This is a genomic window from Tenacibaculum sp. IMCC1 (genome assembly GCF_054906355.1).
Map to the genome: position 1 here is coordinate 1,648,487 of NZ_CM142818.1, position 26,521 is coordinate 1,675,007.

At 36.2% G+C, this 26,521-nt stretch carries 16 protein-coding genes; 7 read left to right on the plus strand and 9 right to left on the minus strand.

Translation table 11 applies throughout. From position 1 onward, the window contains the following. Positions 1–21 precede the first annotated feature (21 nt). The gene (locus ACXIHB_RS07715) at positions 22–1,362 is read left to right on the plus strand and encodes a S28 family serine protease (protein ID WP_462099314.1); all 1,341 of its coding nucleotides are present in this window, start codon (positions 22–24) and stop codon (positions 1,360–1,362) included. Positions 1,363–1,380: 18 nt separating this feature from the next. Here the strand turns inward: ACXIHB_RS07715 and ACXIHB_RS07720 are convergent, their stop codons facing one another. The 9 genes from ACXIHB_RS07720 to ACXIHB_RS07760 form a co-directional block, all read right to left on the minus strand. Next, complete coding sequence (locus tag ACXIHB_RS07720; RefSeq protein WP_047788646.1) at positions 1,381–2,478, minus strand: alanine racemase; 1,098 nt, start codon at positions 2,476–2,478, stop codon at positions 1,381–1,383. 2 nt (positions 2,479–2,480) lie between these two features. Continuing rightward, the gene (gene alr / locus ACXIHB_RS07725; RefSeq protein ID WP_159493279.1) at positions 2,481–3,635 is read right to left on the minus strand and encodes an alanine racemase; all 1,155 of its coding nucleotides are present in this window, start codon (positions 3,633–3,635) and stop codon (positions 2,481–2,483) included. After that, a complete protein-coding gene (locus ACXIHB_RS07730) occupies positions 3,635–4,771 on the minus strand; it encodes an amidohydrolase (RefSeq protein WP_462099315.1) in 1,137 nt (378 codons plus the stop codon). Before ACXIHB_RS07730 ends, alr begins: the two co-directional genes overlap by 1 nt. Next, positions 4,759–6,117, minus strand: a complete 1,359-nt coding sequence (locus ACXIHB_RS07735) for a sodium:solute symporter family protein (RefSeq protein ID WP_462099316.1) — start codon at positions 6,115–6,117, stop codon at positions 4,759–4,761. The genes ACXIHB_RS07730 and ACXIHB_RS07735 overlap by 13 nt, the downstream gene beginning before the upstream one ends. Before the next feature lie 78 nt (positions 6,118–6,195). Next, positions 6,196–6,390, minus strand: a complete 195-nt coding sequence (gene rpsU, locus ACXIHB_RS07740) for a 30S ribosomal protein S21 (protein WP_073181894.1) — start codon at positions 6,388–6,390, stop codon at positions 6,196–6,198. A 57-nt stretch (positions 6,391–6,447) separates the two neighbouring features. After that, a complete protein-coding gene (locus ACXIHB_RS07745; protein ID WP_047788651.1) occupies positions 6,448–7,311 on the minus strand; it encodes a sigma-70 family RNA polymerase sigma factor in 864 nt (287 codons plus the stop codon). 1 nt (position 7,312) lies between these two features. Continuing rightward, positions 7,313–7,750 (minus strand): GNAT family N-acetyltransferase, encoded by a 438-nt coding sequence (locus ACXIHB_RS07750; RefSeq protein WP_172644832.1) that lies wholly within the window; start codon positions 7,748–7,750, stop codon positions 7,313–7,315. A 541-nt stretch (positions 7,751–8,291) separates the two neighbouring features. After that, positions 8,292–10,289, minus strand: coding sequence for a protein-disulfide reductase DsbD family protein (locus ACXIHB_RS07755; protein ID WP_462099317.1), 1,998 nt, complete (start codon positions 10,287–10,289; stop codon positions 8,292–8,294). A gap of 18 nt (positions 10,290–10,307) precedes the next feature. After that, the gene (locus tag ACXIHB_RS07760; protein ID WP_159614101.1) at positions 10,308–10,754 is read right to left on the minus strand and encodes a protein-disulfide reductase DsbD domain-containing protein; all 447 of its coding nucleotides are present in this window, start codon (positions 10,752–10,754) and stop codon (positions 10,308–10,310) included. A gap of 721 nt (positions 10,755–11,475) precedes the next feature. Here ACXIHB_RS07760 and ACXIHB_RS07765 point away from each other — a divergent pair. The 6 genes from ACXIHB_RS07765 to ACXIHB_RS07790 are packed head-to-tail and all read left to right on the plus strand — an operon-like array spanning position 11,476 to position 26,499. Further along, positions 11,476–15,975 carry a beta strand repeat-containing protein gene (locus ACXIHB_RS07765; RefSeq protein WP_462099318.1) on the plus strand — a complete coding sequence of 1,500 codons (4,500 nt, stop codon included), beginning with the start codon at positions 11,476–11,478 and terminating at the stop codon, positions 15,973–15,975. A 43-nt stretch (positions 15,976–16,018) separates the two neighbouring features. Continuing rightward, positions 16,019–17,932 carry a hypothetical protein gene (locus ACXIHB_RS07770; RefSeq protein ID WP_462099319.1) on the plus strand — a complete coding sequence of 638 codons (1,914 nt, stop codon included), beginning with the start codon at positions 16,019–16,021 and terminating at the stop codon, positions 17,930–17,932. Further along, positions 17,899–20,493 carry a beta strand repeat-containing protein gene (locus ACXIHB_RS07775; protein WP_462099320.1) on the plus strand — a complete coding sequence of 865 codons (2,595 nt, stop codon included), beginning with the start codon at positions 17,899–17,901 and terminating at the stop codon, positions 20,491–20,493. The genes ACXIHB_RS07770 and ACXIHB_RS07775 overlap by 34 nt, the downstream gene beginning before the upstream one ends. An 11-nt stretch (positions 20,494–20,504) precedes the next feature. Beyond that, positions 20,505–23,642, plus strand: coding sequence for an Ig-like domain-containing protein (locus ACXIHB_RS07780; protein WP_462099321.1), 3,138 nt, complete (start codon positions 20,505–20,507; stop codon positions 23,640–23,642). A 10-nt stretch (positions 23,643–23,652) separates the two neighbouring features. Next, positions 23,653–24,573: a PorP/SprF family type IX secretion system membrane protein gene (locus ACXIHB_RS07785; RefSeq protein WP_073182617.1), complete on the plus strand. Its 921-nt coding sequence runs from the start codon at positions 23,653–23,655 to the stop codon at positions 24,571–24,573. A gap of 12 nt (positions 24,574–24,585) precedes the next feature. Beyond that, positions 24,586–26,499 (plus strand): OmpA family protein, encoded by a 1,914-nt coding sequence (locus tag ACXIHB_RS07790; protein WP_462099322.1) that lies wholly within the window; start codon positions 24,586–24,588, stop codon positions 26,497–26,499. Positions 26,500–26,521: the final 22 nt, after the last annotated feature.

The following is a 26,521-nucleotide window of genomic DNA, read 5'->3' on the forward strand; positions in this document are numbered from 1 at the left end:
AAATAGTATCAATTTAAAAAAATGAAAGCCTATAATTTTATACAAAATTATTTTATGAAGTTAATTCCTACTTTTCTTTTTACTTTTATTATTACTGTTTTACTTTCATGTAACACAAATAATAATAAATCTTTTAAAAGTAAACTACAAGAAGTTTTTCCTAATGCTAAAATTAATACTATAAAAACTGAAGATCATTTTATAGAGTCTTATCAAGTTATTTTAAATCAATTTTTGGATCATAAACATCCGGAAGAAGGTACTTTTAAGCAATATATTTACATATCACATAGTGACTATAATAACCCTACTATTTTGGTTACAGATGGGTATGCTTCCCATAATAGAACTACCGAATTAAGCAAGATTTTTAAGGGTAATCAAGTTATTGTAGAATACAGAATGTACGGAAAATCTAGACCTGATGAAATTCCTTGGAAATATCTAACAAATGATAATGCCACAAACGATTATCACTTTATTGTTGAGAAGTTAAAATCTTTGTACAAGAATAAATGGATTTCTACGGGTATTAGTAAAGGAGGAGAAACTGCATTAATTTATAAATATAATTTTCCTAATGATATTGATGTAACTGTGCCTTACGTAGCTCCTTTAATAAACGGTACAGAAGATATTAGAACTAACGATTTCATAAATACTATTAAGAATGAAACTTGTAGAGATAGAATTAAAACATTTCAACGTGCTATTTTACATAAAAGAAGCGATATAATTCCATTACTAAAAGAATATGCTACGACTAATGAGATTACTTTTAATGAAGTTCCTTTTAATGAAGTTTTAGAATATGCTGTATTAGAATTTCCTTTTTCTTTTTGGCAATGGGGAGATGGCAAGTGTGATAAAATACCTGAGAACAATGATGATATCAACGTATTATTTAACTTTTTAATAAAGAACTCTGATATTACTGTTTATAGTGATTGGGGATATAACTATTACCTTCCTTCCTTTTATCAACATATGACAGAATTAGGGTATTATGGATATGACTTAACACCTGTTAAAGATTTGCTTCAAGTGGTTACCTGTAGTTCTAATAAGCGTTTCGCTCCTAAAAATATTGACATAAGCTACAACCCAAATTATATTAAAAAAGTGCGCAATTATGTAGAAAATAAAGGGAATCGAATTTTATACATTTACGGCGAAAATGATCCTTGGTACGCTTGTGCTCCTATACCTAAAAAAGAGGTTGATGCCTTAAAAATGGTATTACCTAATGCAAATCATGCTACTAGAATAAGACATTTTTCTGACGAAAAACAAAAAATCATGTATGATAAATTACAAGCATGGTTAGGTAATACCATTACTATCTACCCCCTAAAAAAGTAGAGGGTAGATATCTTTGTTTTATACATAAACTTTATCTATAAATTTAGAACTTAACAATCTTGCTACCCCCATATAGCTAAGTGTAAACTTTACTTTATCACCTACTTTATATTTTGTATCTCCTGCTTCATTTTTATTCAACCCAACATCAATTACTAACATATCAGAAGTAATTCCCACAAAAGATATACTTTTATCCTCAACTTCAATATCATTTTTATCTACATCTAATAAACCAAAATCTAAAATTGCCTTGTACGATGTTTCTTGTACATCGTTTTCATCATAAGTAGATGTATGTCCAATACTTGCTTCACTTATAATGCCATCGGGAACTATTTTTTTCTTTTCCAACTCTATTACGTTAGCATAAAACTCAAATGTTTCTGTATGCAAATCTTTAAACTGCTTATTCTCTAACGGACTTACTCCAAAGAATGCAGCTTCTCCAATTCTAAAATGGTTTATATCTTTAGGAGCGACTCCATTTTCCACCAATGGTAACGTAATTGATGTACCGCCTGACACATATTTTAAATCCTTATTAAATTTAGCCGATATTAATTCTTTATATAACGATAATTGCAATAGCTTATCATAAGTAGGCTCTACTCCGTACATACATCCTAAATTTGAACCTATACCTATTACTTCAATATTCGGTAGATTGAATACTTTTTCATAAAACCCTAAAATATCATCTCTTTTTACTCCTTCTCTTAACTCACCCATTTCAATCATGATAATAATTTTATGAATTTTATTTTTCTTCTTCGCTGCTTCATTAAGTGACTCTATAGTAGATAAAGAGCTGTTTAAAGAAATATCTGCGTACTCTACCACATCATCTGCATAAATATTTGCTGGGGGTTTTATGTAAATAGTACGTAAATCTGGATTCACCTCTCTTAAGTTTCTTAAACTTGTTAATCTAGAATCTCCAATCGAGTTTATTTTTTCAGTTACATCCGGAGTTAAAATTGCTTTTAAAAATGTTTTATCTCCCGAGAAAACTTTTGTTACCAAGCTCCATTCGATATGATTTTTTTCAAAGAAATTACTTAGTTTTTTTATGTTATCTTTTATTCTTTCAGAATATATAATTAATTCTGCCATAATTATTTTGTTATTATTCTTGGTAAATTCTCAGGAAGTCGTGTTAATAATTCATAATTAATTATTTGTATTGAATCGTTGAATGATGAAACTGTTATTTCAACATCACCTTGACTCCCTATTAATACAACCTCATCTCCTTTTTCAATAGTATCGGCATGTGTTATATCTACTGCCATCATATTCATATTAATGGTTCCTACTATTTTATGTCGTTGTCCTCTTATTAAAACTTTTCCTTTATTACTAAGAGAACGGCTATATCCTGAAGAATATCCAACTGGTATAATTGCTATTTTGGTTTCTTGGTTTGTAAAGTATGATGTACCATAGCCAATAAACTGACCTGCTTTTATCGTTTTAACATCCATAACTTCTGTTTTCCAAGATATGATTCTTTTTAACGGATTCTCTACAATTTTTTCTTTGGTTAAATAATGAACCAATATCTCTTTTGTTGGAAAAAATCCAAACTGTAAGATACCAACTCTTACCAAATCTAACCTTGTTGTTGGGTATCTAATTGTAGCTGCTGAACTTGCTAAATGGTAATTTGGATTGAATAAATCAAGTTCTTTTACTCTCTTTCTTACATTTTTAAATTTTTTCTTTTGATCGGTTATTCTCTTGTAATTTGATATACTTTCTGCTCCTGCTAAATGAGAACAAATTCCTTTAACATCAACAAACTCTTTATGTGTCTCAATATATTTAAGAACTTTTGTTGTTTCTTTCGGAACAAAGCCTGTTCTGTTCATTCCTGTTTCGATTTCTAAATGAATTTTAGCTCTTCTTTTTACTTTTTTTGCTGCTTCTATCGCTTTTTGTAGTCTATTTTCTTCAAAAACAAAAAACTCTATCTCATTTTCAATTGCCCATGGTAACTGGCTATTTTCAATCATTCCCATTATCATAATGGTTACATCTTCATAAGGTAGTGTTTTTTTTATATCAAAAGCCTCATTCGCATCAGAAACGCTAAAATGTCTTACTCCGTATTTGTATGCCAACATACAATAGGTTTTAATTCCATGACCGTAAGCATTTCCTTTTACTACAGATGAAAAAATAGTAGTATCTCCTATTATTTCACGTATAAAATTGATGTTATTTTTTATTGCTGATTCAGATAATTCTAAATAAGATGTATGAGTCATTATTGTTGAACTTCTTTTAAAATATTATAAAATAATTGTGCTCCTGTTACTGTTATATCATCAGGAAAATCATAATCTGGATTATGTAGTGCAGGAGTGTTTTTCCCAGCTCCTAGTCCAAACATAGCTCCTTTATATTGTTGTGTAAACAACCCGAAATCTTCGCCCCATTTAAACGGACTATTTATTTCGTTAATTGATAAATTTAGTTGTTCCGCTACCTTTTTTATATACTCAACAGCTTCTTTGTTATTTTTATTTGCGTAAAACTCTTCAAACCAAGAAGTATTAATACTTAACTTTTCTTTTTCTTGAAGCTTTTGAAGTAATTGTTCGAGGTTATTCTGTTTTTCTTTCATTAAACGCGTACTCCAACTTCTTAATGTAAGATGTACTTCTCCATATCCTGCTGATACTCCATAGGCTTTTTCTCCCATTGTTACGTATATGGGAGTAGCTAAAAAGAAATCAGAATCTTCTGGTATATTTTTTGTTTCTTGTCTTACAAAATGAAGAATTTCAGCAATTGCATTAGCTGGGTTGTAGCCTTTTTCTGGCTCTGCTGCATGTGCTGTTTTTCCTTCCAAAGTAATTATAACACTTTTTACATTGCTAGTAAACTCATGTTCTTTTACAATTATTTCTTGTTTGGTAAAACCTGGTAAATTATGTAGCGTAAAAACATAATCTATATTAAGTTGTTTAAAATAAGTATCTTCTAAAATAGACTGCGCTCCTCTTCCATTTTCTTCTGAAGGTTGAAAAAGTAATACTACTTTTCCTTTAGACAACGGTTTTTCCGTAAGAAGCTTTGCTACTCCAAGTAAAATAGTTGTATGCCCATCATGTCCGCATTTGTGAGAGACTCCTTCATTTACAGATTTATGTTCGAAACTATTTATTTCTTGAATAGGCAACGCATCAATATCAGCCCTTAGCATAACTGTTTTCCCCTCTTTTTTTCCATTGAAGATTGCTAACAAACCTGTTTTAGCCACTGGTTGTATCTCACAAAATGTGTGTTCCTCTAAAAAAGTTTGTATTCTTTTTTTAGTTTCATATTCTTCTTCAGAAACTTCAGGAAACTTATGTAATTCTTTTCTTACCTTCTCTAAAGTATCCTTTAGGCTTTCCATGATTTTGGATTATTAATTAACTGAATTATTGAAAATACAATAGCTGATAATGTAATTCCGAAGAAATTCGCATCTAAGTCAAAAGGTAGTTTTACTTCAAAAACAATTAATATTAAAGTGGTCAATCCTCCTGAAATCATAGCATAAAAAGCGGCAATTGGTGATGGTTTTTTTAGTAATAACGTTCCTAAAACAGGAACTAACAACCCTGATACCATAAAGGCATACGAATACAACATTAACTCTAATACATTTTGCATTTTTGTTGCCAATACAATAGCTAAGCCTCCTATTAAAAAGGTTATTAATTGTGAGTTTTTTATACTGATACTTTTCTTGAAATACCCAAAAATATCTGTTGTTAAGTTTCCTGAAGCTGCCATTAAACAACTATCGGCTGTAGACATGATTGCCGAAAAATAAGCCGACATCATTAATCCCATTAAACCCACTGGTAAAATACTTCTCAGCAACAATGGAAGTCCCAATTCTGCATCCAATTCTACTCCTGGGGCATACCCTATACTAGCGAACATTCCTTGCTCATAGGCTACTCTTGAAAATAACCCTAAGGCAACTCCCATAAACGCCATTATTGGGTACTCAAAAAGTCCCGCTATTTTCCATGCTTTTTTTGCTGTTTTTTCATCTTTACAAGCATAAATTCGTTGGTATAAAGTCATTCCAACAAACCAAATAGGTACTATTGTGATTATCCAGTTAAACATATCAATAAACGAAACATTGGTTAGTGATAAAAAACTGGCTGGTAATATTTCTTTAATTCCACTCCACCCTCCTATTTCAGCATAACCGATAGGGATTCCAATTCCTATTAGCCCTATCATTAGAATTATCCACTGAATGGTATCTGTATAAATCACAGCTTTTATTCCTCCAATAACTGTATACACCACTGCAATGACTCCCATAATTAAAACTGCATTAGTAATAGATATAGAAGGAAATGTAGCGGATGCTAGTTTTGCTCCTGCTAAAATTTGTGAGCTTGTAAAACCTATGTACCCTATTAACGAAATAATTCCTGCCATTAGAGCGACTTTTGCATTGTAGTGAAAAGCTAATGACTCTGGAAACGTTAGAAAATGATGTTTTTTTGCTATTGGATATACTTTAGGGATTAAAAAAACGGCGCTTATCCAAGCACCTAATAACCCTGTAAAAAGCATCCAGCTGCCGGAGAGTCCCATTAAAAAACCAAGACCTCCTAAGCCAATAGAAAACCCTCCTCCAACATCCGTTGCAACAACAGAGAGTCCTATATGACCTGCTGACATGTTTCTTCCCCCTACATAGTAATCGTCTTTTGATTTGTTTTTATTCATGAAGTATACTCCTACTCCAAGCATAAAAACTAGATATAACACAAATATTAATAGATCAATAAAATGTATATCCATATCTTATTTTTCCTGCTCTAATAAAAACTGCTCTTTATACTGAGCCTTTTTTAATTGCTCCCTTCTGCTTACAGATGGTTTTGTGTACTCTTTTCTATCTCTTATTTCTTGTAAAACTTTTGTATTTCTATATTTTCTTCTGTAGCGTTTAATCGCTCTATCGATATTTTCACCTTCTTTTACTTGTATTATTAACATATTTAGATCTTTTTAAAATTATTATTTCTGTTTTTTATGGATTAAACAAAGTCGAAACTAGCCTAAATAAGTTTGTAACACTTTAGTTCTCGATCTTTGTTTGAGTCTTCTAAGTCCTTTTTCTTTAATTTGGCGTACGCGCTCCCTTGTTAAGTCAAAAGTTTCTCCTATTTCAGTTAAACTCATAGGGCGGTAATCTTCTAAACCATAAAATAGCTTTATGATATCAGATTCTCTTGGAGATAATGTTTCTAAACTTCTACTAATTTCCAACTGTAAAGATTCTTGCATTAAATCTTTATCTGGTTTAGGAGCTTCTGAAGCTTTCATTACATCGTATAAATTTGATGTTTCTCCTTCTTTTAAAGGTGCATCCATAGAAATATGTCTTCCAGAGTTTTTCATTGACTGTTTTACATCTGAAACAGTCATATCTAAAACTTTAGCTATTTCTTCTGGAGTTGGCATTCGTTCATTACTTTGTTCAAGCTTAGAAACTGCTTTATTAATTTTACTAATGCTTCCTATTTTATTCAACGGTAAACGAACCACACGAGATTGTTCTGCTAAAGCTTGTAAAATAGACTGGCGTATCCACCAAACGGCATACGATATAAACTTAAATCCACGCGTTTCATCAAAACGTCTTGCTGCTTTAACCAAACCTATATTTCCTTCATTAATTAAGTCAGAAAGGCGTAATCCTTGATTTTGATATTGTTTTGCCACCGACACTACAAAACGTAAGTTAGCATTTACCAAAGTTTCTAATGCTCTTTGGTCACCTGTTTTGATTTTTTGAGCTAACTCAACCTCTTCATCTGCAGTAATCAAATCAATCTTACCAATTTCTTGTAAGTACTTCTCAATAGATTTTGATTCTCTATTGGTAACTTGTTTTGTTATTTTTAACTGTCTCATATTATCTCTTTAGTCTCATTTCTAAATACGGAGTGGTAAATCCTAGCTTTTCGTACAAAAATTTTGCTGGATTATCTTTTTCTACATGTAAAGCAATATCTCCTTTACAGTTTTCTATAGCATGTGTCATTATTTTTCTTCCTACTCCTTTCCCTCTATATTTATTATGAGTGGCTATGTACACTAAAATGTTTTCTGGGATATACTCATCCATTCCAGTTTTATTTATTACCACTGCACCTATAATTTCACCTTTATCTTCTATCGTAAAAACATATCCACCTAATCCTGTTCGCTCTTTTGCTGCATAGTCTATTGCTTTACGAATTGCTGATTTTTCATCTCCATATTTTTCAAGATGTTTGTATAAAAAGTTAGTTACTCTTTCTATTTCTAGAGGGGTTATACGATTAAATGCATCGTAAGTTTTTATTGTCATAATTTAATTTTTATAAAAAAGAATAGGTATGTAATAACTGTAAGTTTCTTTAGTTTTTTCTACTGAAACTTAAATAGCAATAAATACAAAACCTATTTATTTTGGTATTTGTCTTTTAATGCGGAATACTTTTTAGAAAAGTGTACGATTATCTATAAACAGATACTCGTAAGGTCAAAAAAAACATTTTATAAATCTATTTTTTAACTGGTAAATAGTTCTACAAAGTGTTTTTAAATATATTAGAGAAACTTCTCACAAAGGAGGAGTTATTGTAAACTTAAATTAGAACCCTGGTGGGATAAACTTGTCCGATTGATTACGGAACACAAGGTAGTTGAATGTAAAAACTCGTTGATTTTTTTTCTCGTGTGTAGTATCTACCATATCTTACAAAGGTACGAATTTTATAGATAATTTCAAAACAGCTACTGTAAAAGAACCCTTTACAATGTTTTCTAGGTTTATAGCACAATATAATTAAACAAAAAAACACTTCAGAAAAATCTGAAGTGCCTTTTAATTATGATATAATTTCTAATTACTTTTTGAAATTAGTAATCCCATTTTCAAGCCAGTTATAATATTCATCTACATCTGGTGTGTATGCTATAGGGTCTATTATATTTGATTCATCATGATTCATTAATACATAAAATGGTTGTGAGTTTGCTTTATACTTAATAGTTTGCATTTCACTCCATTTTTGACCAATATATTTTAGTTTTTTTCCTGGGTTTAACTTTGATTCTACCACCTCGTCTTCTTCTAATGGTCTTTTATCATCTACATACAAAGAGATTAAAACTACTTTGTTTTTCAACACGTCTAAAACCTTTGGTTTCACCCAAACGTTTTGTTCCATTTTTCTACAATTTACACAAGCATGTCCTGTAAAATCTAACATTACTGGCTTTCCTACTTTTTTAGCATAAGCTAATCCTTTATCATAATCATGAAACGACATAATATCATGTGGTGGCATTAAATGTGCTCCTTCTGGCAAACGCTCATGTCCATTTTCTTGATTACCTGAACTTACTACTGCTTGTTTTGTAAATCCTACTCCATAAGGTGACTCACTATAATGTTGTGGCGGTGGAAATGCACTGATTAAATTCAACGGTGCTCCCCATAACCCAGGAACCATATAAATGGTAAAAGATAATACAATCAACCCTAAACTTAATCTTCCTACAGAAATATGACTGATTGGACTATCGTGTGGTAATTGTATTTTTCCGAAAAGATAAAAAGCTAAGGCTCCAAAAATAGCTATCCATATAGCAATAAACACCTCTCTTTCTAGTAGATGTAATTGTAATACTAAATCGGCATTTGATAAGAATTTAAATGCTAAAGCTAATTCTAAGAACCCCAATACTACTTTTACCGTATTTAACCATCCTCCTGATTTTGGTAATGAATTTAACCATCCTGGGAAAGCTGCAAATAAAGCAAATGGTAAAGCAATTGCTGAGGAGAATCCTAACATTCCAACAATAGGTGCTATTCCTCCTTTAGAAGCTGCTTCTACTAACAAAGTACCTACGATTGGTCCTGTACATGAAAATGATACAATTGCTAAGGCTAACGCCATAAAGAAAATTCCGATTAACCCTCCTCTATCAGCTTGAGAATCTACCTTAGTTGCCCATGAACTTGGTAAAGTAATTTCAAAAGCTCCTAAGAAAGACACAGCAAAAATTACTAAGATTAAGAAGAAAACTATATTAAACCATACGTTCGTTGATAATGCGTTCAAAGCATCAGCTCCAAAAACAGCAGTTACTACCGACCCTAATAATACATAAATCCCTATAATAGATATTCCGTAGATAATTGCATTTCGAATTCCTGCTGATTTACTTTTGCTTTGTTTTGTGAAAAAGCTTACTGTCATCGGTATCATAGGAAATACACACGGAGTTAACAATGCTGCAAACCCAGATAAAAAAGCAATGAAGAAAATCCCCCATAAACCTTTCTTTTCTTTCTTTTTACTTTCTTTTGAAGCTACTTTATCTGTTGTTTTTGTCTCTTTAACGTTATCTGAAGAAACTTTAACTGCTGTCGCTTTAGTTAAATCAAACACCAAATCTACTTCTTTTGGAGGCAAGCACATTTCATCTGTACAAGCAATAAACTCTACAAACGCATTTATTTGGGTTAAACCAGCATTAACCAGTTCTACTTCTTGTTTAAAAACTGCTTTGTGTGCAAAAGATTTAATATTCATTCCTTCATCACCAAAAAGTGTTGTAAACTTAATTTCTCCCTCCGGCTCTGTAGTGTTTCCTACAATTTTAACTTTCCCTCCATCATCATCATACGTAAAAGTTGTTGGAATAGGCCCTCCACTCGGAACTTCCTGTGCATACAAATGCCAACTTCCTTGAATTGTTGCTGTACTTACTAAGTTATACGTTGTTTCAGAAATTTTCTCTACACTCGTTTTCCATTCTATTGGATTGTGAATTTGGCTCATTGCCGAAAACCCAACAGTAAAACAAAACAAAAATGCTAGTATTTTTTTCATCTTATTTGGGGAAAGGGATTAATTTACATTAAAAGTTAATTCTACTTCTTTTGGAGGTAAACAGTTCATTCCTGTACACACCATATACTCTACCACTCCTTTAACTGTAAACTTTTCTGTAGTTTTTAAACGGATTCTCTGAGTAAAAGTAGCTTTAGTATCAAAATATTTAATTTTCATTTCAAAGATTGGATCGTCCACTACATGTCCTGCTTCTTCTTTAGTATTTCCTTTTTTCAAGTATTTAGTATCTCCCTCAAAAGTAAATAAGGTTGGAATTGGCCCTCCTTTTGGAATCTCTTGTGAATACAAATGCCAATCTTTTTGAATTGTTGCGGTAGCTACTAACTCTGCTTCTTTATCTGATATCTTTTTTACTGAAGTACTCCACTTTACTGGATCGTGCACTTGGGAAAACGTAAAGGAGCAAGTAAATAATAGTAGTATTAGATATATTTTTTTCATTTTTAAATAAGTATTGAACTCGTAAAAATAACGTGTTTTATATTCATAGAAGAATAATTAAATAATAATTAACATTCTTATTCAATTTTATTTTCTATCCGTGACAAGGAACTGTTAATTATAAAATTATCTTAAAAAACATAAAAAAATGTTAATTTATTTTTTATATATTTATAGTGATTTTTTGAGTCATTTTTTAAAATCACACCTTTAAATTCTTTTTACAATTAAAAACAAAAAAGTAGATGAAGTAACAGTATTTATCATAAACTAAATTTAAGTCCCCCCAAATATGAAACACTTTTATTTTAAAAAGTTTAGTGTAGATTTTATATTAGAATTTATAATTCTTCTCAACAAACTACATATTTCTATCAATAGAAAAAAAGGAGTAGTTAAACTCCAATCCATCACTCTCTCAAAAATGTGGAGAGCATTTCCTTCAATTAAGTTTCTTAAAACTTTTAATTACAGGTTTAAGAGTATGTTTTATAATATAAGAACTATAACACTTTCCACATAATCATTAATACGGTTAACTATATTTAAAGATGTTCTTTTATAGTTTCCCATTTAATTTTAACTTGATTATCAAACTCTAACGAGTTGATGAAGTGTATCCTATTTTTTTAGTCTTAAATTAAAGAGTATCACACATTCTAGCGCAAAAAACACAAACAAGTGTTTGCACTATAATCCATCTAAACAAAAAAAGCTTTATATGAAAAATAAACACCCTCACTATAGTGTATATAAAAGCATATTATATATAATTTTCTTAACATTTACTATTAGCCTTAGTTCGCAAGTAATCATAAAAGAAGAATTAAAAAGAAGTAATCTCAACAAAACATTATCCTATAAACCACCTCAAGACACAAAATTATCCTCATCAAACAATCTAGTTAACCCTATAAGTAGTTCTTTTTTAACAAAAAAAATAACTAATAGTAATTTAAATCAAAGATCCTTTTCATCTACTTTTAGTATGATGATGATGGCTACACCAACTTTAGATTTAAACTCTATAACACCAGGAAATAATTATGATTTCCAACTACAGCCAACAACATCAAACATTTTCCCTGTAACTGTAGATCCAAAAGTAACAACAGATACAGGTGTTTTAAGTGCAACAATAAGTTTTTCTGGAATTGTTGATACTCCTTTTGGTGAATTGTTAGCTATTAATAATGGCGGTGGTTTTGATTTATTATGGTTACAATTACCGGTATCTGGTCCATTTACCTATACTATAGGGAGTTCAACAATACAAATTACACAACTAACAAACACAACATTTAATATTGTAGAAACCTCTGGAAATCCTATCTCTAATTCTGAGTTTGAAACGTTTTTATCCACCTTGTTTTATGGAGACTTGCAAAGCCCATATACAGATGGGGTACGCACAATGGATGTTACCATTTTTGATACAAATGGAGATTCTACCACAGCACAAACCATTATAAGAATCTACACTACTCCCCCAACAGTTGTAGATGAAGCTGATAGTATTCTTGCTAATTCTACTGGAACTATTACAGGTAATGTTCTTACTAATGATTCTGGCTCTACCGCCATATCGGTAACAGAAGTAGATGTCTATCCTTCAGCTGTTAACAACACTTATACTACTTTATATGGAGACATTACAATACAAGCAAATGGTACTTATACTTATGATGTAGATGAAACAAATGCTTCTGTTACAGGTTTAAGAAACGGAGAGAGTTTAGATGATATTATTTCTTATACTGTAGCTGATGCCATTGGTATAAAAGATTATGGTATATTAACCATAACAATTAACGGAGTAGATGAAGCCCCTGACGCAATAGATAACACAGATTCTTTAACTGCTTTTATCGATGCAAGTGCCACAGGTAATGTAATAACCGATCCTGGAACTGGGGGCTCTGATACCGTAGATCGAGGCTTATCTACTTTAGTTTGGGAAAGCAATTTTACAAATGGAGAAACAGTAAATGGAAAAACAAAAACTATTGGTGGCGTGGGGCTTTCTTTTACTACTTTAGACCCTGGAGGATTTGGTACATCCTTTAACCAAACAGTAGATTATACTACCAACGGAGGTCATACAGGTTATTTAATATATAATATAGACGGAACAACTAACCCCACTGATGACACTGTTTTAGTTATAGATTTTGATCAACCTGTTTTTAATTTAGGTTTCTTACTAACAGATATTGATTTTTCACAAGGAAGTTCTTGGCAAGATCAAATAAAAATTGAAGGTAATTTAGATGGTATAAATTCAACTTATAAATTTGTTACAACAGGTGGAGTAATTAACTCAGGAAGTAATACTTTTTATGGAATAGGTAGCGCAATACCTAGTGATGCTACAGGAAATATCAATGTTTTTTTTGAACAGCCAATTAATCAATTAAGATTAAGCTATAATTATGGACCTAATGTTACAGATCCTGACCCTCTTGGACAAATTGCTGGTGTTTCAGATATTTATTGGCAAGGTTCTGGCTCTGTTACCACCATAAGACTTGGTACTACATTAGGTAACCTAAATGCCGGAAATTTAAATACTTTATACCCTGGAACTTACGGGTCAATAATAATGAATCCAGATGGAAGTTATGAATATATTGTTGATACATCAAACCCAGCAGTAGCAGGCTTACTCGTAGGTCAAACATTAACAGATACATTTTTTTATGAAATTTCCGACGGAGTGTCTTCTGATACAGCTAATTTAGTAATTACTATTAATGGATCAGGGACAGACCCTGATGGTGATGGAATAGCCGATAGGCTAGATTTAGATGATGATAATGATGGAATATTAGACACAGAAGAATCATTAGCTTGCGCAGGAACCCCATTAGATTTAACAGGAATTGGAACTACCTTAACCTCTGGAAGTTATTTTGATCAAGATACAGAAAAAATAATAGATGTAACAATTACTACAACAGGTACAGTAGACGAAGGTAATGCTAATGGAGATATCTTAATCACTCAAGGAGGAACAGCAACTTTTACTTTTTCATCCCCAGTAACAGTTTCTCTAAAACATGAAATTGGTATAACTGGAAATTTTGATACAGGGGATACTTGGGAATTAACTTCAACAGGAGAATTTACTGTAGCCGACCCAAATGGTGATTTAATGATTAATTCCAATTCTGGTGGCATTTTGAACTTTGATGCCTTAGGTGCTATTTCAGCATCTGAAGCTTGGGAAATTAAAACAACCACAACATCGCTAAAACTTGATCTAAAATCTGGAAATACAAAATCTCCTATCAACTTAGCTCTAATATGTGGCGGTTTTTTAGATTCCGACAATGATGGAATTCCGAATCATTTAGATTTAGATAGTGATAATGATGGGTGCTTTGATGCAGTAGAAGCAAGTGAAAATGTTTCTTCTGGTCAGTTAGACGGAAATGGAAGAATAGATATAGCAGCTCAAGGAAGTATCGATAGCAATGGAGTTCCTAACCTTGTAAATGCTTCTGGAGCATCAGATATAGGAGGTGATCAAGGACAAGAGACCACAGGTAATGAAATTGTTGCTACTCAAATACAAATGGACACACAACCAAGTGATAGTACTATATGTTTAGGGAGCAATGTTACTTTTACAGCCGCAGCAAGCTCTTTAAGTACAACTACTTATACAGGAACCGCCCCAGGAACAAATCCGGATTACAGTGGTAGTACAAGTACTACAACTGGATTGGTATATCAATGGCTAGAGCAAGTAGGAGGTGTCGGAGCTTGGAATAGTATATCTAATGGAGGAATATATAGCAATGCAACTACCCCTGCATTAACCTTAACCAATCCACCAATAACAGCTTCCACTAATAAATATAGGTTGATAGTAACAAGTACACTTAACACCTGTCAGACTTTAGCTTCAGATGAAGCATCCCTTACAATTATCCCTACTTCGGTGGGAGGAAGCATTGCGGGAAGTACCAATGTGTGTACCGGAACCAATTCAACAACATTGACCCTAAGTGGACAGACAGGAAATATCATCCGTTGGGAAAGTTCTACCGATAACTTTACCACTGATACCGATATTGCCAATACCACCACGACCTTAACAGCAACCAACCTTACCACCACCACGCAATACCGTGCAATCGTACAAAGTGGTGCCTGTGCAGAAGCGACTTCTGCTACAGCAACCATTACTGTAGATCCGACTTCAGTGGGAGGAAGCATTGCGGGAAGTACCAATGTGTGTACCGGAACCAATTCAACAACACTGACCCTAAGTGGACAAACAGGAAATATCATCCGTTGGGAAAGTTCTACCGATAACTTTACAACTGATACCGATATTGCCAATACCACCACGACCTTAACAGCAACCAACCTTACCACCACCACGCAATACCGTGCTATCGTACAAAGTGGTGCCTGTACTGAAGCGACTTCTGCTACAGCAACCATTACTGTAGATCCGACTTCAGTGGGAGGAAGCATTGCGGGAAGTACCAATGTGTGTACCGGAACCAATTCAACAACACTGACCCTAAGTGGACAAACAGGAAATATCATCCGTTGGGAAAGTTCTACCGATAACTTTACCACTGATACCGATATTGCCAATACCACCACGACCTTAACAGCAACCAACCTTACCACCACCACGCAATACCGTGCAATCGTACAAAGTGGTGCCTGTACTGAAGCTACTTCTGCTACAGCAACCATCACTGTAGATCCGACTTCGGTGGGAGGAAGCATTGCGGGAAGTACCAATGTGTGTACCGGAACCAATTCAACAACACTGACCCTAAGTGGACAGACAGGAAATATCATCCGTTGGGAAAGTTCTACCGATAACTTTACCACTGATACCGATATTGCCAATACCACCACGACTTTAACAGCAACCAACCTTACGACCACCACGCAATACCGTGCTATCGTACAAAGTGGTGCCTGTACTGAAGCTACTTCTGCTACAGCAACCATTACTGTAGATCCGACTTCAGTGGGAGGAAGCATTGCGGGAAGTACCAATGTGTGTACCGGAACCAATTCAACAACACTTACCCTAAGTGGACAGACAGGAAATATCATCCGTTGGGAAAGTTCTACCGATAACTTTACAACTGATACCGATATTGCCAATACCACCACGACCTTAACAGCAACCAACCTCCACCACCACGCAATACCGTGCTATCGTACAAAGTGGTGCCTGTACTGAAGCGACTTCTGCTACAGCAACCATTACTGTAGATCCGACTTCGGTGGGAGGAAGCATTGCGGGAAGTACCAATGTGTGTACCGGAACCAATTCAACAACACTGACCCTAAGTGGACAGACAGGAAATATCATCCGTTGGGAAAGTTCTACCGATAACTTTACCACTGATACCGATATTGCCAATACCACCACGACCTTAACAGCAACCAACCTTACCACCACCACGCAATACCGTGCTATCGTACAAAGTGGTGCCTGTACTGAAGCTACTTCTGCTACAGCAACCATCACTGTAGATCCGACTTCGGTGGGAGGAAGCATTGCGGGAAGTACCAATGTGTGTACCGGAACCAATTCAACAACACTGACCCTAAGTGGACAGACAGGAAATATCATCCGTTGGGAAAGTTCTACCGATAACTTCACCACTGATACCGATATCGCAAATACCACCACGACTTTAACAGCAACCAACCTTACGACCACCACGCAATACCGTGCTATCGTACAAAGTGGTGCCTGTACTGAAGCTACTTCTGCTACAGCAACCATTACTGTAGATCCGACTTCGGTGGGAGGAAGCATTGCGGGAAGTACCAATGTGTGTACCGGAACCAATTCAACAACATTGACCCTAAGTGGACAGACAGGAAATATCATCCGTTGGGAAAGTTCTACCGATAACTTTACAACTGATACCGATATTGCCAATACCACCACGACCTTAACAGCAACCAACCTTACCACCACCACGCAATACCGTGCTATCGTACAAAGTGGTGCCTGTACTGAAGCTACTTCTGCTACAGCAACCATTACTGTAGATCCGACTTCAGTGGGAGGAAGCATTGCGGGAAGTACCAATGTGTGTACCGGAACCAATTCAACAACACTGACCCTAAGTGGACAGACAGGAAATATCATCCGTTGGGAAAGTTCTACCGATAACTTTACAACTGATACCGATATTGCCAATACCACCACGACCTTAACAGCAACCAACCTTACCACCACCACGCAATACCGTGCTATCGTACAAAGTGGTGCCTGTACTGAAGCGACTTCTGCTACAGCAACCATTACTGTAGATCCGACTTCAGTGGGAGGAAGCATTGCGGGAAGTACCAATGTGTGTACCGGAACCAATTCAACAACACTGACCCTAAGTGGACAGACAGGAAATATCATCCGTTGGGAAAGTTCTACCGATAACTTCACCACTGATACCGATATCGCAAATACCACCACGACTTTAACAGCAACCAACCTTACGACCACCACGCAATACCGTGCTATCGTACAAAGTGGTGCCTGTACTGAAGCGACTTCTGCTACAGCAACCATTACTGTAGATCCTACTTCGGTGGGAGGAAGCATTGCGGGAAGTACCAATGTGTGTACCGGAACCAATTCAACAACATTGACCCTAAGTGGACAGACAGGAAATATCATCCGTTGGGAAAGTTCTACCGATAACTTTACAACTGATACCGATATTGCCAATACCACCACGACCTTAACAACAACCAACCTTACCACCACCACGCAATACCGTGCTATCGTACAAAGTGGTGCCTGTACTGAAGCGACTTCTGCTACAGCAACCATTACTGTAGATCCGACTTCGGTGGGAGGAAGCATTGCGGGAAGTACCAATGTGTGTACCGGAACCAATTCAACAACACTGACCCTAAGTGGACAGACAGGAAATATCATCCGTTGGGAAAGTTCTACCGATAACTTTACCACTGATACCGATATCGCAAATACCACCACGACTTTAACAGCAACCAACCTTACCACCACCACGCAATACCGTGCTATCGTACAAAGTGGTGCCTGTACTGAAGCGACTTCTGCTACAGCAACCATTACTGTAGATCCGACTTCAGTGGGAGGAAGCATTGCGGGAAGTACCAATGTGTGTACCGGAACCAATTCAACAACACTGCCCTAAGTGGACAGACAGGAAATATCATCCGTTGGGAAAGTTCTACCGATAACTTTACAACTGATACCGATATTGCCAATACCACCACGACCTTAACAGCAACCAACCTTACCACCACCACGCAATACCGTGCAATCGTACAAAGTGGTGCCTGTACTGAAGCGACTTCTGCTACAGCAACCATTACTGTAGATCCGACTTCGGTGGGAGGAAGCATTGCGGGAAGTACCAATGTGTGTACCGGAACCAATTCAACAACACTGACCCTAAGTGGACAGACAGGAAATATCATCCGTTGGGAAAGTTCTACCGATAACTTTACCACTGATACCGATATTGCCAATACCACCACGACTTTAACAGCAACCAACCTTACGACCACCACGCAATACCGTGCTATCGTACAAAGTGGTGCCTGTACTGAAGCGACTTCTGCTACAGCAACCATTACTGTAGATCCGACTTCGGTGGGAGGAAGCATTGCGGGAAGTACCAATGTGTGTACCGGAACCAATTCAACAACACTGACCCTAAGTGGACAGACAGGAAATATCATCCGTTGGGAAAGTTCTACCGATAACTTTACCACTGATACCGATATCGCAAATACCACCACGACTTTAACAGCAACCAACCTTACGACCACCACGCAATACCGTGCTATCGTACAAAGTGGTGCCTGTACTGAAGCGACTTCTGCTACAGCAACCATTACTGTAGATCCGACTTCAGTGGGAGGAAGCATTGCGGGAAGTACCAATGTGTGTACCGGAACCAATTCAACAACACTGACCCTAAGTGGACAGACAGGAAATATCATCCGTTGGGAAAGTTCTACCGATAACTTCACCACTGATACCGATATCGCAAATACCACCACGACCTTAACAGCAACCAACCTTACCACCACCACGCAATACCGTGCTATCGTACAAAGTGGTGCCTGTACTGAAGCGACTTCTGCTACAGCAACCATTACTGTAGATCCGACTTCGGTGGGAGGAAGCATTGCGGGAAGTACCAATGTGTGTACCGGAACCAATTCAACAACACTGACCCTAAGTGGACAGACAGGAAATATCATCCGTTGGGAAAGTTCTACCGATAACTTCACCACTGATACCGATATCGCAAATACCACCACGACCTTAACAGCAACCAACCTTACCACCACCACGCAATACCGTGCTATCGTACAAAGTGGTGCCTGTACTGAAGCGACTTCTGCTACAGCAACCATTACTGTAGATCCGACTTCGGTGGGAGGAAGCATTGCGGGAAGTACCAATGTGTGTACCGGAACCAATTCAACAACACTGACCCTAAGTGGACAGACAGGAAATATCATCCGTTGGGAAAGTTCTACCGATAACTTTACCACTGATACCGATATTGCCAATACCACCACGACTTTAACAGCAACCAACCTTACGACCACCACGCAATACCGTGCTATCGTACAAAGTGGTGCCTGTACTGAAGCTACTTCTGCTACAGCAACCATTACTGTAGATCCGACTTCAGTGGGAGGAAGCATTGCGGGAAGTACCAATGTGTGTACCGGAACCAATTCAACAACACTTACCCTAAGTGGACAGACAGGAAATATCATCCGTTGGGAAAGTTCTACCGATAACTTTACAACTGATACCGATATTGCCAATACCACCACGACCTTAACAGCAACCAACCTTACCACCACCACGCAATACCGTGCTATCGTACAAAGTGGTGCCTGTACTGAAGCGACTTCTGCTACAGCAACCATTACTGTAGATCCGACTTCGGTGGGAGGAAGCATTGCGGGAAGTACCAATGTGTGTACCGGAACCAATTCAACAACACTGACCCTAAGTGGACAGACAGGAAATATCATCCGTTGGGAAAGTTCTACCGATAACTTCACCACTGATACCGATATCGCAAATACCACCACGACCTTAACAGCAACCAACCTTACCACCACCACGCAATACCGTGCTATCGTACAAAGTGGTGCCTGTACTGAAGCTACTTCTGCTACAGCAACCATTACTGTAGATCCGACTTCGGTGGGAGGAAGCATTGCGGGAAGTACCAATGTGTGTACCGGAACCAATTCAACAACACTGACCCTAAGTGGACAGACAGGAAATATCATCCGTTGGGAAAGTTCTACCGATAACTTCACCACTGATACCGATATCGCAAATACCACCACGACTTTAACAGCAACCAACCTTACGACCACCACGCAATACCGTGCTATCGTACAAAGTGGTGCCTGTACTGAAGCTACTTCTGCTACAGCAACCATTACTGTAGATCCGACTTCGGTGGGAGGAAGCATTGCGGGAAGTACCAATGTGTGTACCGGAACCAATTCAACAACACTGACCCTAAGTGGACAAACAGGAAATATCATCCGTTGGGAAAGTTCTACCGATAACTTTACAACTGATACCGATATTGCCAATACCACCACGACCTTAACAGCAACCAACCTTACCACCACCACGAATACCGTGCAATCGTACAAAGTGGTGCCTGTACTGAAGCGACTTCTGCTACAGCAACCATTACTGTAGATCCGACTTCGGTGGGAGGAAGCATTGCGGGAAGTACCAATGTGTGTACCGGAACCAATTCAACAACACTGACCCTAAGTGGACAGACAGGAAATATCATCCGTTGGGAAAGTTCTACCGATAACTTTACCACTGATACCGATATTGCCAATACCACCACGACTTTAACAGCAACCAACCTTACGACCACCACGCAATACCGTGCTATCGTACAAAGTGGTGCCTGTACTGAAGCTACTTCTGCTACAGCAACCATCACTGTAGATCCGACTTCGGTGGGAGGAAGCATTGCGGGAAGTACCAATGTGTGTACCGGAACCAATTCAACAACATTGACCCTAAGTGGACAGACAGGAAATATCATCCGTTGGGAAAGTTCTACCGATAACTTTACAACTGATACCGATATTGCCAATACCACCACGACCTTAACAGCAACCAACCTTACCACCACCACGCAATACCGTGCAATCGTACAAAGTGGTGCCTGTACTGAAGCGACTTCTGCTACAGCAACCATTACTGTAGGAGGAGTAGTTAACTTAACTATAAATGATATTACGGCAGACAACATTATCAATGCCTCAGAAGCAGGAAGCACTATTCCAGTAACCGGAACCGTAGGCGGTGACTTCAATACCGGCGACACGGTAACCTTAGTAATCAATGGAAACAACTATACCGGTACCGTAGATGCCAGTGGAAACTACAGCATCAATGTTCCAGGCTCAGACTTAGCCGCTGACACAGACACGACAGTAGAGGCTAGTTTCCTGTCATATGCAACTTGTTCCACCAACACGAATCATGTTTATAATGTAGACACGACAGCTCCAGTTCCTACCATAAGTGTAGACAACATCACGGCAGACAACATTGTCAATGCAACAGAAGCAGGGACAACCATTGCAGTCACTGGAACAATAGGCGGAGATTTCAATACCGGCGACACGGTAACCTTAGTAATCAATGGAAACAACTATACCGGTACCGTAGATGCCAGTGGAAACTACAGCATCAATGTACCAGGGTCAGACTTAGCCGCTGACACAGACACGACAGTAGAAGCAAGTGTAGCGACAACAGACGGATCGGGGAATGCAGGAGGTGCAAACACGAATCATGTTTATAATGTAGACACGACCGCTCCAGTTCCTACCATAAGTGTAGACAACATCACGGCAGACAACATTGTCAATGCAACAGAAGCAGGGACAACCATTGCAGTCACCGGAACAGTAGGCGGAGATTTTAATACCGGCGACACGGTAACATTAGTAATCAATGGAAACAACTACACCGGTACCGTAGATGCCAGTGGAAACTACAGCATCAATGTACCAGGGTCAGACTTAGCTGCTGACACAGACACGACAGTAGAAGCAAGTGTTACTACTACTGATACTGCTGGAAATACTACTTCAGCCACTGATACTCACCTGTATAATGTAGATACCACAGCTCCTACCCTTTCTATTGTTATTGATGACATCACTCCAGACAATATCATTGACGCAGTAGAAGCTGGAACTTACATCCCTGTGACTGGAACTGTAACTGGTGACTTTAATACAGGTGATACTGTAACCTTAATAATCAATGGGAATACCTATACAGGAACGGTAGACGCCAGTGGAAACTACAGTATAAATGTACCAGGATCAGACTTAGCAGCTGATACAAATACGACTGTAGAAGCAAGTGTTACTACTACTGATACTGCTGGAAATACTACTTCAGCCACTGATACTCACCTGTATAATGTAGATACCACAGCTCCTACCCTTTCTATTGTTATTGATGACATCACTCCAGACAATATCATTGACGCAGTAGAAGCTGGAACTGACATCCCTGTGACTGGAACTGTAACTGGTGACTTTAATACGGGTGATACTGTAACCTTAATAATCAATGGGAATACCTATACAGGAACGGTAGACGCCAGTGGAAACTACAGTATAAATGTACCAGGATCAGACTTAGCAGCTGATACAGATACGACTGTAGAAGCAAGTGTTACTACTACTGATACTGCTGGAAATACTACTTCAGCCACTGATACTCACCTGTATAATGTAGATACCACAGCTCCTACCCTTTCTATTGTTATTGATGACATCACTCCAGACAATATCATTGACGCAGTAGAAGCTGGAACTGACATCCCTGTGACTGGAACTGTAACTGGTGACTTTAATACGGGTGATACTGTAACCTTAATAATCAATGGGAATACCTATACAGGAACGGTAGACGCCAGTGGAAACTACAGCATCAATGTTCCAGGATCAGACTTAGCAGCTGATACAGATACGACTGTAGAAGCAAGTGTTACTACTACTGATACTGCTGGAAATACTGCTTCTGCTACTGATACTCATTCATACAGTTTACTAGACTCTGATAATGATGGAATTCCTGATATTACCGACATTGATGATGACAATGATGGAATTTTAGATACCGATGAAGGAGATGGCAACATAGATACTGATGAAGACGGTATACCTGATAGTCTTGATACTGATAGTGATAATGATGGAGTTCCAGATGTTATTGAAGGAAATGACGATAATAGTGATGGGATACCTGATAGCCTTCCTTCTGGAAATGACTCAGATGGAGATGGTTTGGATGATACTTATGACACAGATAACGGAGGTACCCCTGTAGACATTCCTGATAATGATGGAGATGGTATTCCAGATTTTCAAGATATTGATGATGACAACGATGGTATTAATACTTCAGATGAAAATCCTGGTGACTCTGACCCAACAACCAACGATGCTCTTGATACCGATGACAATGGTATTCCTGACTATCTGGACCCTAACACAAAACCATGTGGTACTCCCTATAACATCATGACTCCTGGTAGTGATGGTGATAATGATATTTTCTTCATCTCTTGTATAGACAGACCTGAATATAGTAATAATACTGTTGAGATTTTCAACAGATGGGGTAACACTGTATACAAAGCCTCTGGCTATAACAATAAAGACGTTGTTTTTAACGGAACTTCTAATGGAAGAACAACAATTAATGTTGATGAAAAATTACCTTCAGGCACCTATTTCTATGTTATCGATTTAGGTGATGGATCAAAAGCAAAAGTAGGCTGGTTATACATTAATAGATAAAAAAAATAATATGAAATTAAAACACCTATACACATTAATATTCTTAATACAAATATTAATAAATGTAAATGCTCAACAAGACCCTCAATATACTCAATATATGTATAACACTATGAGTGTGAACCCTGCATATGCTGGATCAAGCGGACACACTATAATAAATGCTCTTGCAAGAACTCAATGGGTTGGTATTGAAGGTGCTCCTGACACTCAAACGCTAAGTTTCGATACTCCTCTAGGTTTTAGCGGCGTTGGGTTAGGTATTAACCTTACTAACGATAGAATAGGCCCCGCCAATGAGATTTTTCTGGATATCAATGCTTCTTATACAGTTCGTACCAGTGATGAGGGAAATTTAGCTTTTGGGTTGAAACTTGGAGCAAGACATTTAAATGTTGATTGGAACAAAGGTATTGTTAAGGATCGAGACGATAAAAGTCTAACTGGAAACATTAATAGATTTTTACCAACTATTGGAGCTGGTATTTATTACTATACTTCTAACTGGTATTTGGGAGCAGCTATTCCTAATTTTATTAACACAGATCATTATGATGACTCTAATAATGGAGGTGATGTCGCAAAAGAACGAATACACTTGTTTTTAATTGGTGGATATGTATTTGATTTAAACGAAAGTATTAAGTTTAAGCCCGCATTTTTAACAAAAGTTGTAAATGGTGCACCTTTATCCCTAGATGTATCAGCTAATTTCCTTTTCAATGAAAAATTTACAGCAGGTATAGCTTGGAGGTGGGATGATTCTATTAGTGCTTTGATAGGACTTCAAGCTTCTAGAAATTTACACATAGGGTTAGCCTACGACCTCACTACCTCTAATTACAGCAACTACAATTCTGGAACCTATGAATTAATGATTAAATGGGAAATATTCAAAGAGCTAGCAATGAAGTCTCCTAGATTCTTTTAAATTATAAATAAAATGAAAAAAGCAATACATTTTTTACTTATAATAGTATTTATACCAATAACCATTAACAGCCAACGAAAGTATGCTGCTAATAGATATTTTGAAGAGTTTTCTTATAAAAAATCTGCTGAATTATATCAATCCATATACAACAAAGGAGATAATTCTTATACTGTATTAAGTAGATTAGGAGATTCTTACTACTTTAATTTTAAATATGTTATGGCAGAAAAAAACTATCAAGAGTTAATGAAACTATACGAAAATTCTGCTAAACCTAAACATATATTTAGATATGCCCAAGTTTTAAAAACTAATGGTAAAATAAAAGAATCTGACAAGTGGCTATTAAAATTAAACAAAAACGATAGTCGTGTGAAGGCTTTAGAAGAAAACACTAATTATTTTGTTGAATACTCTAATCGAGAAAAGACATATATAAACATCCACAACCTATCTAGCAACACTTCTTATTCAGACTTTGGTGGATACATTTATGATAATCATTTATATTTTTCTTCTACCCAACCCAAAACAGAAAAAGGTAAAAAACTCTATCGATGGAATAAGCAACCATATTTAAACATTTATAAAGCAAAACAAAATAACAATTTCATTAAAGTTTTGGATGTGGGTAAACCTATCATTCTTGAAGAATTAAGCTCTAAATATCACGAATCAAATATTGTTGTTTCTAAAGATGGAAAAACAGCTTACTTCACCAGAGATAACTTTGATGGCAAGCGATTAATAGGAGATAAAAATAATATTTCTCACCTTAAAATTTATAAAGCTACTAAAAAAGGAAACTTTTGGGGAGATATAAAAGAACTACCTTTTAATAGTAATAGTTTTTCTTGCGGACATCCTGCCCTTAGTCCTGACGAAAAAACACTTTATTTTGTTTCTGATATGCCAAATGGCTACGGAGATACCGACATTTATAAAATAGCAATTTTAGAAAACGATATCTATGGAAAACCTGAAAATCTGGGCAAAACTATTAATACAGAAAGCAAAGAAATGTTTCCTTTTATAGGGAATGATAATGTTTTATATTTTTCTTCTGATGGACATATTGGCTTAGGAGGTTTAGATGTTTTTGAGGCAAAAATCACTAGTAACTCTTATACAAAACCAGTAAATTTAGGAAGTCCTGTTAATGGTCCTTTTGATGATTTTGCTTTCATTATTAACGACAAGCATACTCAAGGTTACTTTTCTTCCAACAGAAAAGAAGGTAAAGGAGATGATGATATTTATAGTTTTAAAATATACGATTGTAAAGAAAACATTAAAGGAGTTATTTCAGACTCAAAAACAGGAAACCCTATTCCCAATGCTACCGTTCAGCTTATAAACAAACAAGGAGAACCCATTTTTACTAAAACAACTAATAAAGATGGTAGTTATTTATTTGAAAAAATAGATTGTGAAAAGAATTTTGTAGTCGTTGCTTCAAAAAAAGATTATAGAAACTCTCAAAAAAATACAAAAACACTTAACATTAACAAAAGATTAATTACTGAGAACATCCAACTTGAATCTTTAATAAAAGATGATCAAATCATTATAAATCCTATTTACTTTGATTTTGATTTATATAATATTCGTGAAGACGCCGAATACGAGTTAGAACATATCGTTTCTGTCTTAAAAGACAACCCTGATATAAGTTTAAGAATTGAGTCTCATACCGATAGTAGAGGATCCCAAACATATAATAAATTATTATCAGACAAAAGAGCCAAATCTACAAGAGACTATATATTATCAAGAGGCATTTCTCCAAAAAGGATTAAAAGTGCTGTTGGTTACGGAGAAGAACAGTTATTAAACAAGTGCAATGATCTAAATCAAAAAAAGTGTACCGAACAAGAACATCAACAAAACAGAAGGTCTTATTTTTATATAGAAAAAAAATAATCTATTATTCTAATAAAAAGCA

What these genes read in the sequence shown, in the direction of transcription:
- ACXIHB_RS07715 (WP_462099314.1), top strand. Translation starts at nt 22, where the DNA reads ATGAAAGCCTATAATTTTATACAAAATTATTTTATGAAGTTAATTCCT.
- ACXIHB_RS07720 (WP_047788646.1), bottom strand. Translation starts at nt 2,478, where the DNA reads ATGGCAGAATTAATTATATATTCTGAAAGAATAAAAGATAACATAAAA.
- alr (WP_159493279.1), bottom strand. Translation starts at nt 3,635, where the DNA reads ATGACTCATACATCTTATTTAGAATTATCTGAATCAGCAATAAAAAAT.
- ACXIHB_RS07730 (WP_462099315.1), bottom strand. Translation starts at nt 4,771, where the DNA reads ATGGAAAGCCTAAAGGATACTTTAGAGAAGGTAAGAAAAGAATTACAT.
- ACXIHB_RS07735 (WP_462099316.1), bottom strand. Translation starts at nt 6,117, where the DNA reads ATGAATAAAAACAAATCAAAAGACGATTACTATGTAGGGGGAAGAAAC.
- rpsU (WP_073181894.1), bottom strand. Translation starts at nt 6,390, where the DNA reads ATGTTAATAATACAAGTAAAAGAAGGTGAAAATATCGATAGAGCGATT.
- ACXIHB_RS07745 (WP_047788651.1), bottom strand. Translation starts at nt 7,311, where the DNA reads ATGAGACAGTTAAAAATAACAAAACAAGTTACCAATAGAGAATCAAAA.
- ACXIHB_RS07750 (WP_172644832.1), bottom strand. Translation starts at nt 7,750, where the DNA reads ATGACAATAAAAACTTACGATGCATTTAATCGTATAACCCCTCTAGAA.
- ACXIHB_RS07755 (WP_462099317.1), bottom strand. Translation starts at nt 10,289, where the DNA reads ATGAAAAAAATACTAGCATTTTTGTTTTGTTTTACTGTTGGGTTTTCG.
- ACXIHB_RS07760 (WP_159614101.1), bottom strand. Translation starts at nt 10,754, where the DNA reads ATGAAAAAAATATATCTAATACTACTATTATTTACTTGCTCCTTTACG.
- ACXIHB_RS07765 (WP_462099318.1), top strand. Translation starts at nt 11,476, where the DNA reads ATGAAAAATAAACACCCTCACTATAGTGTATATAAAAGCATATTATAT.
- ACXIHB_RS07785 (WP_073182617.1), top strand. Translation starts at nt 23,653, where the DNA reads ATGAAATTAAAACACCTATACACATTAATATTCTTAATACAAATATTA.
- ACXIHB_RS07790 (WP_462099322.1), top strand. Translation starts at nt 24,586, where the DNA reads ATGAAAAAAGCAATACATTTTTTACTTATAATAGTATTTATACCAATA.